The organism is Rhizobium sp. CRRU65 (genome assembly GCF_048551595.1).
GTDB lineage: Bacteria > Pseudomonadota > Alphaproteobacteria > Rhizobiales > Rhizobiaceae > Rhizobium > Rhizobium leguminosarum_J.
In genome coordinates, this window is sequence record NZ_JBLYZH010000001.1 from 279,052 (window position 1) to 293,818 (window position 14,767).

Consider the following 14,767-nt stretch of genomic DNA (forward strand, 5'->3'; position numbering starts at 1 on the left):
GACCTGCGATGAAAACCTACAAGATCGCTCTTCTGCCCGGAGACGGCATCGGCCGCGACGTGACGGCAGCAGCCTGGGCCGTGCTTGAAAAAACAGCTCGCCTGAACGGATTTTCTCTTGATGCAACCAGCTATCCCTGGTCCTGCGACTACTATCTGGAGAACGGCAGCATGATGCCCGCCGATGGCATCGAGACGCTCCGGTCCTTCGATGCCATCCTGCTCGGCGCCGTCGGCTGGCCTCGTAAAGTGCCGGATTCGGTGTCGCTGCATGGGCTTCTGCTGCCGATCCGCAAGGCTTTCGTGCAGTATGCCAATATCCGCCCGCACCGGCTGCTGCCGGGTGTGCAGGGGCCGTTGCGGTCCGATGGTTTCGACATCCTCTGCATTCGTGAAAATACCGAAGGCGAATATTCCGGCGCCGGTGGCCGCGTCCACCAGGGCACCGACAATGAAGTGGCGGTCGAGACCTCGATCTTCACCCGCACGGGGGTCGAGCGCATCCTGCGTTTCGGCTTCGAGCAGGCGCGGACGCGACGCGGCAAGCTTGCCTCGGTGACGAAGTCCAACGCCCAGAAATATTCGATGGTCTTCTGGGACGAAATCACCCAGAAGCTTTCAGCGGAATATCCCGATATCGAGGTGACCAGCTACCATATCGACGCCATGGCTGCGCGTATGGTCATGGCGCCTGATAGTCTCGACGTCGTGGTCGCCTCCAACCTGTTCGGCGATATCCTGACCGACCTCGGCGCCGCCATCCAGGGCGGGCTTGGCTTTGCCGCCTCCGCCAACATCAATCCCGATCGCTCGGCGCCGTCGATGTTCGAACCCGTCCACGGCTCCGCGCCCGATATCGCTGATCTCGGCATCGCCAATCCGATCGCCGCCATCTGGTCGGGCGCGATGATGCTGGAGCATTTGGGAGAAGCGGCTGCCGCAGCAAAGGTGATGGCCGCTATCGAGGCGACGACGGCACGCTGCATCGGCGCAATTCCCGGCAAGGACAAGACCGACGCGATCACGGCATCGGTGCTTTCGGCACTTGGTTGATCAATGGAGAACAGAATGAACGGATTAAGGGATAGCAACCTGCTTCGTCAGCAGGGGCTGATCGACGGAGAATGGCACGGAGCTGAAACCGGGCGCACGATCGAGGTCATCGATCCGGCGACGCAACATGTGCTGGGCACGGTGCCCGACATGGATGGAGCCGATACGAGGGCGGCAATCGCGGCGGCGGAAAAGGCCTTCGGTCCATGGCGCGCAAAGACCAATGCCGAGCGCGGCGCATTGCTGGAAGCCTGGCATGATCTGATGCTCGACAATATCGAGGATCTGGCGCTGATCCTCACCCGAGAGCAGGGCAAGCCACTGACGGAAGCGCGCGGCGAAATCCGCTACGGCGCCTCCTTCATCAAGTGGTTCTCCGAGGAGGCGCGCCGTATCGGCGGGACGACCATTCCCTCGCCGACAGCGGACCGGCGGATCGTCGTTCTGAAGGAGCCCGTCGGCGTATCGGCGATCATCACGCCGTGGAATTTTCCGAATGCGATGATCACCCGCAAGGTCGGGCCGGCGCTCGCAGCAGGCTGCACCGTCGTCGTCAAGCCATCGGACCTCACCCCTTATTCGGCGCTGGCGCTCGGCGTATTGGCGGAGCGCGCCGGCATCCCCAAGGGCGTGATCAATATCGTCACCGGCATGCCGGCCGGCATCGGCGACGAACTGATGGCGAACCAGACCGTTCGCAAGATCTCTTTCACCGGCTCGACCCGCGTCGGCTCGCTGCTGATGCGCGGCGCGGCCGACAGCATCAAGCGGCTCAGCCTCGAACTCGGCGGCAACGCGCCCTTCATCGTCTTCGACGATGCCGATCTTGATCTGGCCGTGGAAGGCGCAATTGCCTCGAAATTCCGCAATGGCGGGCAGACCTGCGTCTGCGCCAACCGGCTTCTCGTCCAGTCGGGCGTCTATGAGGCCTTTGCCGCCAAACTTTCCGCGCGCGTATCGGCCATGAAGGTCGGGGCCGGCACGGATGCAGGCACGGATATCGGGCCGATGATCAACAAGGCGGCGATCGACAAGATCAAGCGTCATGTCGACGATGCGGTGGAAAAGGGAGCAAGCATCCTCGCCACCGCAGATTCCGTGCCTGAAGGCGACCAATATGCGGTGCCGATGGTGCTCGGCGGTGCGACGACCGAGATGCAGCTTGCCAGCGAAGAGACCTTCGGACCCGTTGCCCCGCTTTTCCGTTTCGACCACGAGGAAGAGGCGATCCGCATTGCCAACGCCACGCCCTTCGGGCTTGCGGCCTATTTCTACACCGGGAGCCTGAAACGCTCCTGGCGTGTCGCCGAAGCCCTCGAATTCGGGATGGTCGGCCTGAACACAGGGGCGATCTCGACCGAGGTGGCTCCCTTCGGCGGCGTCAAACAATCCGGTCTTGGCCGCGAGGGCGCGCAGTGCGGCATCGAGGAATATCTCGAAATGAAGAGCTTCCACATCGGCGGTCTCGCCTAACTAAAGGAAAACAAAAGAGCGCCGGGACATCATCCCGGCGCTGGATGATCGGGAGCCACGGTCGATGCTCCCGCTGGAGCAACACCGACACATCGTTCTAAGTACTCCGCAGCCTTTGGCGGATGCCCGCAAAATTACGGTGCCCAAACAACATTTCTTTGACGCTGCTTTGACGGCAGGATGCTACGGCCGGTTTGCGAAGTTACGCAGAGGGATTTCAACCGGTTATGCTTCAGTTCGATCATCGCCATAGCATAGATTTACATTTCGCAATCCCGGTTTCCCTTCCCGGTTGCTTGCCAGGAGCCGAAGTTGTGGCAGACTGGCCCCTGGATGCCAGGTTTTCCGGCCGCCAAACGAGCGTATCGGAGGCAGCGGGGGCGGGGCCGGTGGATCGCATGAACAAGGAGCAATATCCGTTTCGGATGTTCCTGCTCGGGCCCTTTGCCCTTGTGGACGCCGGGGGGCGGTCGGTTGCTCCGAAATCCAAAAAGGCACAGGCACTTTTGGCAATGCTTGCATTGTCCACCCGGGGCTCGCGCTCGAGAATCTGGCTTAGGGACAAGTTATGGAGCGATCGCTCCGACGACCAGGCGGCAGCCAGTCTACGCCAGGCGCTTTTGGACATTCATAAGAGTCTGGGGCCGGCACGTGATCTCTTGATTGCGGATAAGAATACCGTTTGGCTGGATATGGACCGACTGGCGCTCGATACCGACCTGGTGGTTCGGACGGAGCGGTCTGCGGATCAAGTCACCGACGAATTGCTCGAAGGTATCGACATCCGCGATCCTGAATTCGAGGACTGGTTGGCGCTGGAAAGGCAAAACTGGTATCGCCGTCTCGATGAAGGACAAGTCCACGACGTCTTCGAGCCGCGACAGCAGCCGAGCCGCGATATCGCCAAACATTCCGCCCTGCTGCCGTTAACTGGCGCCCCGGATACGTCGAGAACAGGCAAACCACCCGTGGATATCGCCAGCAGCGGTCCCTCTGGGCGGCGGGTTGGCGGTGACTGGCGATGGATGATGGCTCTTCTGTCCCCCATCGTGGTGGGTGCCGGCGAGGGCGGGCAAATTGCTGCGACACGGTTCCAAAACCTCATTGCAAAAGCCATCATCGATGGGCTGGGCTTTGGCGTCACCGACCTCTCGTTCACCTCGCCGCATATTGAAGAGAGTGAACAGCAAATCAGCCTTCCCCTATGCCTTCAGCTTCGCCTGACGTTTGATGGTGACATGGTGCTGATCGAACTGGTGATGAAGCACCTGATCAACAACCGCATTCATTGGCTGGGAAGTCAGGCAATCAACCGCACGCAGTTCGAGCGCGGCGAGTTCGGCATCGCCGCTGCGCTGATCAGCCAGGCAGTCGATCAACTGGCCTATTTCGAGGAGATCCAGGCAACCGACAGCAGATTGTCGCAAGACGGTCTCCTGATCGACGCCGTCAATGCGATCTTTCGGCTGTCGCGCGACGACCTCGACAACGCGGAACGGCGCCTGGAAGAACAGATCCAGTATCAGCCGCGATCATCGACTTTTGCCTGGCTGTCATTCATTCGGACTTTCCAGGTCGGCCAGCGTTTCAACGCGCTGGATGCCCATCTGATCGAGGAAGCCCAGGCCTATGCACGCAAGGCGCTGGAACTCGATCCGCAGAATTCCGTGTCGCTCGCGCTCGTCGGCCACGTCCATTCGTTCCTGTTCGGCGAATACGACTATGCGGCCAACCTGTTCGAAAAATCGATCCGCCTGAATCCGGCCCTGCCGCTCGGTTGGGACCTCTACGCGATGCTGCACTGCTATGCAGGCCAGCCCGACAAGGCGGTGGCGATGGCGCGTTGGGTACAAGAGCTCGGCGTCTACAGCCCGCATAAATATTACTTCGATACGACCAAATGCATTGCGGCAGCGCTTGCAGGCGATCATGCCGCAGCCATATCTGCAGGCGAAGAAGCCCTGCGGGCACGGCCGAACTTCAACAGCCTGCTGCGCTATCTTGCCTCCAGTCATGCCCATTCCAACGATCTCGGCGGCGCGCGGCATTACCTGCAGCGTCTTGAGGCAGTCGAGGGCGGTTTCTCCATCGACGCCTTCCGCGGCAGCGGCTATCCGCTGCTTGACACAGGCGGCGGGCAGATCCTGATCGACGGCCTGCTCAAGGCCGGCGCCAAGCTGCGCTGAACCCCGGACAATTCTTCACATCATCGCGCAAGGAGGCTGCCATGGAAGCGGACACTGCCCACGAATCGCAATCAAAATTAGTTTTATTTCTAAACAGTTATAAATTCAGGATTGAGCCGGATACGGTCCTTCCATGCGAACCCAGGGACGATACCGGTGCTGATCCTCTCGCCGGTGCGTCGCCGGCTGCACCGGATGCAGCCTCCGAACCTGCGCTGCTCCCCGGCACCGGTGAAGATGCAGCGCTTCTGGCCGGGCCGATGATGGCGACGATGGCCGTAGCCTCGGTTCTCAACAAGAGCGTGGCGAACAAGTCGGTGCTCAACAAGGCGTCGCTGAACAAAAACAAGAACAAAAATAAGAACAAGAACAAGAACAAGTCGACGATGGACGGCGGCAGCCTCGGCGTGTCGCAGCTTATCCCCTCCTTCGAGCTGCGCAGGCTGCACCAGCAGCCGTCACGCAACGCCTATACCGCGGCGCGGCGCTTCACCTGGGAAATGCTGGATATACTTCCGCCACCCGGCCCGGATTATACCCGCCTCGAAACGACGGTACTGCTCTCTATGCAACGCCGCGACCGCGAACGCATGCGGCGCCTGCCCGATATTCAAATCGAGTCGACCATCTCCGTGGGGGAATTCACCCGTGCATTGTATATCGAGGATCTCGGCGGTTTCGAGCAGACGGAAGGCCTTTTTCAGGCGATCCTGACGGCCTGCGAATATGTCGGACTGATCTACAAGAGCCAGTTCAACCGGCAGCGGCCAAACCAGTTCGAGCCCCTGCTGCGGCCGTTGCTGGCCGTGCCCGTCCACGAGTCCTATCCCAGCAACCATTCGTTCCAGTGCTTTTCGATCGCCTTCGCGTTCTCAACAATCCTGCCGGAACATCCGGCCACCGACGAGCTTGCCCGCATCGCCCAGAACGTCGCCGAAAATCGCGAATGGGCCGGCCTGCACTATCCGAGCGACACGCAGGCGGGGCGAGATCTCGCCCGACGCTTCGCTCCCTACCTCCACGACGCGTTCGGTCCTTTGTTCGCGGCCGTACACGACGAATGGGTCTGAATTCTCCAGCTGCTGCTCAACAGGGTGACAACCATGACGGATCAAACACAAATGCCTGAGCCCTCGCCGATCAACTACTATTACCTCTGGCACCTGACTGCTCTTGGCGTAGTCGACGCGGAATACGGATCGGCTCCACCGGCGCCTCCAGCGCCCGATGCGAGCTCCGCACGCGCGCTCTCCGATCCCCTCATCACCGGCACGGTCTGGGATGCCATCGCTTCCGCCGGCCCGCTGCGACCCGCGCGGGTCGCGCTGATCGATGTCGGCGTATCTCCGGATCATCCCAATCTGGCAACCCGGCTTGACCGGGAGGCGTCAATCGATTTGACGACCCATCGTTACGGCGCACGCGTGCTCGAAATTCTCGAGACGACCACATCCTTCGACCGCGAGGAAAGGCATGCCTTCTTTGCCGGGCTCGACATCGCTCCGCTCGGCAATATCGGCCTTTCGAACGACGACCGGGACTATCTCGGTGATCTGGTTGCCGAATACGCCGCGTCGGAGGGGGTTCTCCGGCGGCTCTACAATCCGGAATCGCTGTTTGCGTCGCATGGTACTTGTTGCGCTGGGCTGATCGTCGGCGAACCCGCCGTTGTTGCGGAAGAAGGCACGCCAAGCCTTCCGCCGGAAGGAGCCTTCTACGGGAATGGCGACGAGCTGCGCACGAGCGGCAATCGCAACGTCATCCCCTATTTCGGCGTTGATCCTTTCTCAAGGCTCATCTCGATCAGAACCTCCTTCGAAGACGATGTCAGGCAGTTCATTGCTGCCTTCCTTTATGCCTATCTTCAGAAAGCAGACGTGATCGTCTTGCCGCGCGGTCTGCCTGACCCGAAACACAGTATCGTTGACCCGAAGAACGAACTGAAGGCCGACCTGGAATTATGGAAAAACCAGGATGCCGCCAATCTGTTCACGCGCATTGCCGTTGCGGATCAGGGTGGGCCTGAACTGGAGCCGAAGGCAGCGCAGAAAGGCTCTAATCCCGATCGCCCATGGCATGTCCTCAAACAACTCATCCTCGCCATCAGCCGGCACATCCCGATCGTCTGCGCCGCAGGAAACAGTGGCGAGAGCCAGCTGATCTATCCGGCTAGTCTTGCCGCCGACAACAACGGCATCATTGCAGTTGGAGCCGTTACCGTCGAAGGTTTCCGTTCGGGCTACAGCAATTACGGCGAAGGATTGACGGTTGTCTCCCCCTCTGACGACGGGGAGGTCTTCAACAGGCATCAGTTGCGCCTCGACCGGCTTTCTCCATTTGCCGCGCAGCACGACTACAGCGCTTTTCGAACGCGGGAATACTACTATTCGCACTTCTCGCTGCTGACGACGGACCTGCCGGGGATTTTCGGTTATAATCATGGCTCCGATCCGTGGTCGGCCATCGTGCCGTTCGGTACCAATCCGGGCATCGGGGGCGGATACTACACCCCCTTCGGGGGCACATCAGGCGCGTCGGCGCAGGTGGGCGGGTTATGCGCTCTGATACAGCGGGCCCACAAAAGCCGCCACAATCCCGGTGACCGCCTCTCGGGGCCTCAAGTCAAGTCAATTCTGAAAGCCGCCTCTCGCCTGGACGCCATTGTCGCACCCGGAACGAGACAACTGACGGCAGATTGCATGAACGCCGAAAGCGAGGACGCTCTCGACGCGGTCTATTTCTTCGGGTCGGGCCTGCCGAATGCGCGGGCGGCGGTTGAGGCCGCTCTGGCGATCTGACTGCTGCGGCTGCGTTATCCAGAATTCTAAGCCTCCTCGATCTTGGAGGCTTTTTCTTTGTTTACGTCATTTTTACGGATTTTTAACGCCAAACTGGCGGGCCAATGACGCCCTTGGGGAATAGTGCCTCTCAACCGACGACGCGCAACGTTCCGATGCCGGGCAAAGCCGTCCCGAACTCCGGCATTTTTGCCCGAGATGCAACCTTGATCCGCCCGAAGACAAACTCTCGGAGGCTGCCGATGTCCGCGTCCCGCATACAACAGTTGGCAGATGAGGCGCGCCTCCTGCTCAAGCGCAATCCCCTGATGGCAAGTTCCGTCTCCCTCCAGCGCGTGGCAACACGCAACCTTTTGAAGCGACGCTTCCAATATGGCCGCACGCTTGCGGCGGCTTCGAAGCTCGCCGGTTGTTCGGCTGGGGTAGAGGCACTGTCAGGCTATTTCCCCGACCTTGCAGATGGCCGATACACTCGCCTGCCGGAGCTTCCGCCAGCGGTTGCCGGACCGGTCCGCGCCGACCCTTACCGTTCATCCGTACTTGCGGCCTGGATGGATGCGCTCGCGCGCAGTCTGGAATGGCAGGCAGCCCGCCCCGATGTGCAGGTTGTCGGCCGCTATCTGCAGCCGGATCTGATCGCATCGGATCTTGAACTCGAACGTCAGACAGCGTGCCGGCTCTCTTGCGGCATCGGCCTCATGCACATCGAAAGTCCGGCGCGTAGCCGTATCATGCAAGCCCTCCTGCGCCGATGCATGCCGGACTATCCCCGGCCCGGCTTTCCGATCTCCGACGATGCGCAATTGGATCGAATCGCCGACCATCTGGAGAAGGCCTTCGCATTGATCGCGGACTTGGACGAGTATGGCCATCAGCGTCTGATCGCCGGCCTGCACACGCTTTACGTTGGCGTGCGGCGCGAACCGCAGTGCTCCTTTTCGAGTTCGAACGAATTGCCGGGCAGCGCGCTCATCGTCCTTTCCAGCGAGAGATTACGCGCCGGCGATCATGCCGCGACAGCGGCCCAACTGCTTCATGAGGCGGGGAATATCCTGCTCGGGTTCTATACGACCTCGGCGGCGGCATCCCTGCCCGGCGAGTTCCAATATGTTTCCCCATACAAGAAGGACCTACAGACGCTCGAGAGCATCCTGCATACGGCCTACACCATTCCCTGGGAGTGCGCCTTGCGCATGGCATGCCTATCCACCGAGGCGGATCCTAAGCGCCGCTCCCGGAAAGCGGCATTCATAATCGCCTATGCCGCGCGGCAAGTCCCGCTTATCGACATCGCTCGGAAAGGGATCGAACGTCTCGGCGGCGATGTCCTCCTCGACCTCCCAGACATCGCCGCCATTCCTTCCTGGAGTAGTCGGATCTTGTTCCTCGTCAGCCAGTTGCTTGCCGAAGAACCCATTGCGCACCGGCAGGCGCATCTTGCCGAGCGCCAGCGAGTTCTCGATCGCCAAGCCTGGGATATCGGACAGATGCTGCTGCGCGGCAAGGAGCCGATCGATCCTCGGATGGGCCGGCGAGAGATCGATGACAGCGGCGACAATGTCAGCCTGTGGTACGACGGCAAATTCCACGTGATTGTGAAGACACCCGATTATGCGATGGGCGAGGATTACGGTCACTACGCCGCGACGATCCGCGGAGTTGCGCCCCGCGAGATGGAGGCGATGTGATGGTCAATTATCGGTCCAAACGATTATCGGCGGCTGCCAGCGTATCCGTCGACTTCCCGAACCTTGTCACCCACAGCCTGGGGCGGGGCGGCCGGGGGGCTCTGTTCACCGGCAATAGTGCTGATTCTGTCGAGGAACAGAGCCCCCATGTTACCAGGCCTGCATTCGTCGTCTCGTTGGAGGCTCCAGATATGCCGGCGACGGACGAATATGATCCCGCCGCAGTCGATCATCACGACCCCTTCCTGGCGCCTCTTTGCCATCGGCAACGCGACATCGCACTGTTTGGCGACATCGACTTCGTCATCATCGGATGCGGCGGCTTGGGCTCGCAGATCGCCATCCAGCTCGCGGCCCTTGGCGCGCGTCGTTTCCTTCTCGTGGATGCGGATCGTATCGATGAGAACGACTTGAACCATCTCCCATGGGCATGCGAGGCTGATCTCGGCCGGCTGAAGACGGACAGGCTGGCGACCCATCTGGCCGCGGGTTTCTCGGCCACTGTCTTCGCGCTGCCGGAATTTGCGGAAGGCGCCTCGGCGCTGCGGTTAATCGCAAACTACGCCAATAACCCGTTCCTCATCCTCGCCGGCGGCGATTCTCGTCCAACCCAAGATCTCCTGTCAGCCTGCCTGGCATTGGAAGCCGGCCTGCCGCCTCATCTGCATCTGGGCCGCTCTGCAAACTATTGCATGGCAGGGCCTTTGGCCTTGGTGCATGAGGACGCATGTTCCGTCTGCCATTGCGCTACCCAAGTCACGGCCGACGACGGCTTACGCGCGCCGCAGGCTACCGTCGACAGCCCATTGGTCGCCGGCCTTGCCGTGTCGCAGATTGTCCAAAAATGCCTTTCGAGACACTCGCTCGCCCGGGGACGCCAATGGATATTGGACCTCAAAGGCGACCAGGCCAAGCTGCGCTCTCTCCAAAGAACCCGAATGTAAGGTATGTCCATGATCGCGCTATTTTCCTCGGAATATCATTGCTCCGTTGGGGCAACTGCCGGAACGAACGATGAGCTGACGATAACCGAAGCTCTTGGTGATCCACTGATCGCCATGGTGATGCGCGCGGATGGCGTAACCTCCGAAGAATTCAAGCGACTTCTTGAGGCGGCAGCCCGCGAGCTAAAAGCCAAGCTTGCTTCCCACCAAAGGGAAGAAAGGCGACGTGATTGTCGAAACGACACCGAAGATGGTTGACGAGCATGTGTGGCCAATCCCGGTCCGAAACCATGGCCCGGCATTGGCACTGGCCGTCCCGCGGAGTTCAGGGGGCAATGAGATTCGATATGTTCAAAAGTTTCCCAACGATAATTCTGGTTTTTGCGGAAGGGAAAGATCGCAAGGTGATCCATACCGCTCGCGAGGCTGCCCAACTGTTGCTGAAGGAATGGCCCACCGACGACGGTGAGGAATTTCTCACGGCGGTGAGCATCTGTTTGGAGGTCCTTACCGGAGAGAGCGAGCCTGAGAAATTGCATGAGGCAATCGTCCGCGCCGCATATGAGGCGGGTATTGCAGCGATCACGACTGATAACCGCCTTGGGATTTTCAGGATTTATCCCGTCAGCGAGGCCAGGTAGTTAACCGCCGCGCGGGCGCTCATCGCAATCCTAGAACAGTGGCAATCGGACTGATCCGGCCCGTTACTGGAAGCGATCGAGCGTCTTGTAATAGAGCCCGACGAGCGGCAGGAACCACGGCTTGCCGAAATGGCCGGGGACGGCGGGCCAGTCGAGCCCCTTGATCGGATTAAGGTCGGCCTTGCCGAGGATGGCGTCGGCCATGATCATGCCGAGATGGGTGGAGAGCTGGGCGCCGTGGCCGGAATAGCCCATGGCATACCAGACACCGTCGACATAGCCGGCGCGCGGATAGCGGTCCTTCGTCATGTCGACGAGCCCGCCCCAGCAATAGTCGATTTCGACGCCGGCAAGCTGCGGGAAGATTTCAGCAAGGCTGGCGCGCAGAATATCGCCGCTCCTTGCGTCCGAGCGCTGATCCGACGTGGCGGAAAATCGCGCACGGCCGCCGAAGATCAGCCGTTTGTCCGGCGATAGCCGGAAATAATTACCGATGTTCATCGACGTCACGCAGGTCCGGTTGCCCGGCATCGTAGCGGCGATTTCGGCGTCGGTCAGCGGACGGGTGGCGATCAGAAAGCTGCCGACGGAAATAATCCGGCGGCGGAAATAATTAAAAAGCGACGGCGTATAGGCGCCTGTCGCGACCAGCACGTGGTCTGCGGTGACGGTACCGCGTGCCGTCGTCAGGCTGTGGCGGCCGTTGCCCTGCCGGTGGGCGGTCACGGCCGCCTTTTCGAAGATGGTCGCGCCGTGACGCGCGGCCGCCGTGGCGAGCCCCACGACATAGCAGCCCATATGCATCATCGCGCTTTTCTTCGAGAGCATGGCGCCATGGAAGGGCGACCCAACCTCGCTTTTCAGGTCACTCGCCGTCAGAAGTGCCGTGTCGGGATCGACTTCTCTGTGAACAGCCTCGAAATTGCGGGCAATGGCGTCGAAATGCTGCGGCTTGGAGGCAAGCTTCAGCTTGCCGGCGCGGCGGAAACTGCAGTCGATCTCCTCTTCGGCGATAATCGCCTCGATCGTGTCGATGGAATCGTCGAACGCCTTGTAGAGGGCGACGGCCCGCTCCACGCCGAGTGCTGATTTGGCAGACAGGAAACTGTGGGCGAGCCCGTTGTTGAGATGGCCGCCATTGCGCCCCGATGCCCCCCAGCCGACCCGTTCAGCCTCCAGCACGACGACCTTGACGCCGGCCTTTGCAAGCTGGCGCGCCGCGGCAAGCCCGGTGAAGCCGGCGCCGATGATGGCGACGTCATAATGTCCTTCGACGGGGCCCTGAGCGCCGCCGGCAAAGGCTGGTGCCGTGTCGTGCCAGTAGGATTCGAACCACATCCGCGTCTCTCCGTCAGAGCCCGACGACGCCAGGCAGGCCCGAGATATCGGGAATTTCGACATAGCCGTAATAGGGATTGGCCGGCTCGTGGCCACGATTGACCCAAACCTTGTTCTTGATGCCGAGGTCGTGGGCCGACATCAGGTCATAGCGGAAGGAGGACGAGCAATGCAGCACGTCTTCCGGCCCGCAGCCCAGCATATCGAGCATATATTCGAAGCCCTTGAAGCGTGGCTTGTAGGACTGCGCCTGCTCGGCGGTATAGACCGCGTGGAAGGGCGCGCCCAGTTTTTCAACGTTCGACATGATCTGCGAATTCATGGCGTTGGAGAGGATGACCAAGGGGATTTCCTTGGCGACCTTGGCGAGACCGGCCGGGACGTCTGAATGTGGCCCCCAGGTCGGAACCCGCTCATAGACCATCCGGGCGGCTTCGTCGCGAAATGTCACGCCGTTGCGCTTGCATGTCCGCTCGAGCGAATTGTGCACCACCTCGGCATAGGGTTTCCAGTCGCCCATGATCTCGTCGAGGCGATAGGCAGCGAAATTCTTGATGAACTCCGCCATGCGTGGCTCGTCGAGCTCTTCGCCGTAGAGATCGCGTGCCGCCTCCGCCATCTGAAAGTTGGTCAGCGTGCCGTAGCAGTCGAAGGTGATGTATTTCGGACGGAACGTCGTCATTTGAGTATCCTTGAGCGATCGGAACTGGGGACGTGTCACAATCATAGGGACCGCTTCACCCACAGCTCGCCTGAATTGCCGCCATCGGAAGCAGAATCTATCGTATCGAAAGCAGGGTTTGGCAGAAGGTTGTGCGCCTGCCCGCCGTCAACGGCCGGCGGAGTGACGCCTTCAATCGCCGTCGTGATCATCATCGTGATGCGACGGAAGGTCGAGGCCGAAGGTGGTGACGAGATCGGCCACCTGCGCCGGGCTGAGGAAACGGGGATTGAGGTTGCGCAACAGCAGATAGAGCTTCGCCGTTTCCTCCAGTTCCTCGGTCGCAAAGACCGCCGCTTCCAGGCTGTCGCCGGCAACAACAGGTCCGTGATTGGCCAGAAGCACTGACGAATACTTGCCCGCCAGTCCGCGGATCGCGTCGGCCACCGCCGGATCGCCGGGACGATAATAGGGCACCAGCGCGGTTTCGCCGGCGCGCATCAGATAATACGGCGTCATCGGCGGCAGGGCGGCGCGCGGATCGATCTCCGGCAGCATGGTCAGTGCCACCGCGTGGGTGGAGTGAAGATGGACGATGGCGCGGGCACTGCCGCGCGTATCATAGAGGGCAGTGTGTAGCGGGATCTCCTTGGTCGGCTTGTCGCCGGACAGGAGCCTGCCTTCGGCATCGAGCCTGGAGATCCGTGCCGGGTCGAGAAAGCCGAGCGAGGCGTTGGTCGGCGTGACCAGCCAGTCGCCATCCTCCAGCCGCAACGATATGTTGCCCGATGAACCAGGCGTCAGCCCGCGCTCGAACAGCGAGCGGCCGTATCGGCAGATTTCCTCACGCAGGCGCGCGTCGGACATGACAGTTCCTCCAATATTACGCGGTTGCCCCTTCGATCAGTTCAAAGCCGAGATCGACGGCCTGCGGCGGCGCATTCGTGACGACCAACTGCGCGGCCATCTGTCCGGTCGCGACACGCGGCGTTCGGATGGTCGATAAGGGTTGCGGTGTTGCCCGGCCGATATCGAGGCCGTTATAGCCGAAAATGGCGAGCTTCGAGGGGATCGCTATCCCCTCGGCCAGACAATGAAAATAGCCGCCCAGCGCCATGTCGTCGTTGGAGAAATAAACCGCATCGAGATCCCTCGTCCGGGCAAGCAGCCGCTCCAGCCCCAGCCTGCCGTTTTCCACGGATGAAGCGCCGGCGAGAATTTCACGGGCGACGAGCGGGGCGTCATGCGCGCCGAGCGTTTCACAAAAGCTGGAAAAACGCTTGCCGGCACGGGTATCGCGGTTCAGGTCGTGACCGACATAGCCGATCCGGCGATACCCCCGCTTGAGCAGGAAGGCAGCGCTCTCCCGCCCGGCCGCGCGGTTCGAGAAGCCGACGGCGATATCGAGAGCATCACCGTCCAGATCCAGCAGTTCGACGACCCGGCACCCGCTGGCGCGCAGCATCTTCACCGTGCCCTCGCTATGCTCGCACCCCGCCAGCATGACCGCCGCCGGCCGCCAGGCAAGCATCGCAGCGGCGAGCGCTTCTTCCTTGCCCGGATCATAGTCGGTCACCGAGAAAACCGCCTGATACCGGTTTTCCTCCAGAACGGCACTGGCACCGCGCAGCACATCGGGAAAGACGATGTTGGACAAAGAGGGAATGACGAAGGCGACAAGACGCGAACCGGTGGAGGCAAGCGTTCCCGCGATCCGGTTCGGCACATAGCCCAGTTGCTCGACGGCGGCCATCACCCGCTCGCGCGTCTTGTCGGAAAACGAACCATGGTTGCGCAGCACGCGCGACACCGTGCTCTCGCCGACACCGGCGGTTTCCGCGACTTCGGCAAGCGTTACCGTCGGCTGATGTTTGAATTCCATCACTACGTCTGACCCAGCTTGCGGCCTGGTTGCCCGGCCTGTCCGCCGATGGCCACTTCCCCATCACCTGTTTCATCGCTCCCGACAAGAAGCAAGACTTTTTT

The 14,767-nt window shown here is 61.0% G+C and carries 13 protein-coding genes; 9 read left to right on the top strand and 4 right to left on the bottom strand.

Going from position 1 to position 14,767, the window contains the following annotated elements:
• The first annotated feature begins 8 nt into the window (after nucleotides 1-8).
• From ACM5SV_RS01310 to ACM5SV_RS01350, 9 genes are all read left to right on the top strand, one after another.
• On the top strand, nucleotides 9-1,052 hold the full coding sequence (locus tag ACM5SV_RS01310; protein WP_419424923.1) for a tartrate dehydrogenase: 1,044 nt from the start codon (nucleotides 9-11) through the stop codon (nucleotides 1,050-1,052).
• 15 nt (nucleotides 1,053-1,067) lie between these two features.
• A complete protein-coding gene (locus tag ACM5SV_RS01315; protein ID WP_221974546.1) occupies nucleotides 1,068-2,525 on the top strand; it encodes an NAD-dependent succinate-semialdehyde dehydrogenase in 1,458 nt (485 codons plus the stop codon).
• Between the two features lie 227 nt (nucleotides 2,526-2,752).
• Entirely contained in the window at nucleotides 2,753-4,711 is a 1,959-nt protein-coding gene (locus ACM5SV_RS01320) for an SARP family transcriptional regulator (protein ID WP_041935727.1), read from the top strand.
• Nucleotides 4,712-4,752: 41 nt separating this feature from the next.
• Nucleotides 4,753-5,781: a phosphatase PAP2 family protein gene (locus tag ACM5SV_RS01325; protein WP_012755400.1), complete on the top strand. Its 1,029-nt coding sequence runs from the start codon at nucleotides 4,753-4,755 to the stop codon at nucleotides 5,779-5,781.
• Between the two features lie 33 nt (nucleotides 5,782-5,814).
• Nucleotides 5,815-7,509 (top strand): S8 family serine peptidase, encoded by a 1,695-nt coding sequence (locus ACM5SV_RS01330; protein ID WP_017996392.1) that lies wholly within the window; start codon nucleotides 5,815-5,817, stop codon nucleotides 7,507-7,509.
• Between the two features lie 104 nt (nucleotides 7,510-7,613).
• Nucleotides 7,614-9,197 (top strand): aKG-HExxH-type peptide beta-hydroxylase, encoded by a 1,584-nt coding sequence (locus ACM5SV_RS01335; RefSeq protein WP_128439679.1) that lies wholly within the window; start codon nucleotides 7,614-7,616, stop codon nucleotides 9,195-9,197.
• A gap of 191 nt (nucleotides 9,198-9,388) precedes the next feature.
• Nucleotides 9,389-10,141 carry a ThiF family adenylyltransferase gene (locus ACM5SV_RS01340; protein WP_260686088.1) on the top strand — a complete coding sequence of 251 codons (753 nt, stop codon included), beginning with the start codon at nucleotides 9,389-9,391 and terminating at the stop codon, nucleotides 10,139-10,141.
• A gap of 3 nt (nucleotides 10,142-10,144) precedes the next feature.
• Nucleotides 10,145-10,399: a hypothetical protein gene (locus tag ACM5SV_RS01345; RefSeq protein WP_419424924.1), complete on the top strand. Its 255-nt coding sequence runs from the start codon at nucleotides 10,145-10,147 to the stop codon at nucleotides 10,397-10,399.
• Nucleotides 10,400-10,476: 77 nt separating this feature from the next.
• Nucleotides 10,477-10,782 carry a DUF982 domain-containing protein gene (locus ACM5SV_RS01350; RefSeq protein WP_003562905.1) on the top strand — a complete coding sequence of 102 codons (306 nt, stop codon included), beginning with the start codon at nucleotides 10,477-10,479 and terminating at the stop codon, nucleotides 10,780-10,782.
• 63 nt (nucleotides 10,783-10,845) lie between these two features.
• Here the strand turns inward: ACM5SV_RS01350 and ACM5SV_RS01355 are convergent, their stop codons facing one another.
• From ACM5SV_RS01355 to ACM5SV_RS01370, 4 genes are all read right to left on the bottom strand, one after another.
• Nucleotides 10,846-12,120, bottom strand: coding sequence for an NAD(P)/FAD-dependent oxidoreductase (locus ACM5SV_RS01355; RefSeq protein WP_003562907.1), 1,275 nt, complete (start codon nucleotides 12,118-12,120; stop codon nucleotides 10,846-10,848).
• Nucleotides 12,121-12,133: 13 nt separating this feature from the next.
• The gene (locus tag ACM5SV_RS01360; protein WP_003562909.1) at nucleotides 12,134-12,802 is read right to left on the bottom strand and encodes a haloacid dehalogenase type II; all 669 of its coding nucleotides are present in this window, start codon (nucleotides 12,800-12,802) and stop codon (nucleotides 12,134-12,136) included.
• A 171-nt stretch (nucleotides 12,803-12,973) separates the two neighbouring features.
• On the bottom strand, nucleotides 12,974-13,648 hold the full coding sequence (locus tag ACM5SV_RS01365; RefSeq protein ID WP_419424925.1) for an aldolase: 675 nt from the start codon (nucleotides 13,646-13,648) through the stop codon (nucleotides 12,974-12,976).
• A 16-nt stretch (nucleotides 13,649-13,664) separates the two neighbouring features.
• A complete protein-coding gene (locus ACM5SV_RS01370; RefSeq protein WP_012755396.1) occupies nucleotides 13,665-14,663 on the bottom strand; it encodes a LacI family DNA-binding transcriptional regulator in 999 nt (332 codons plus the stop codon).
• Nucleotides 14,664-14,767 lie beyond the last annotated feature (104 nt).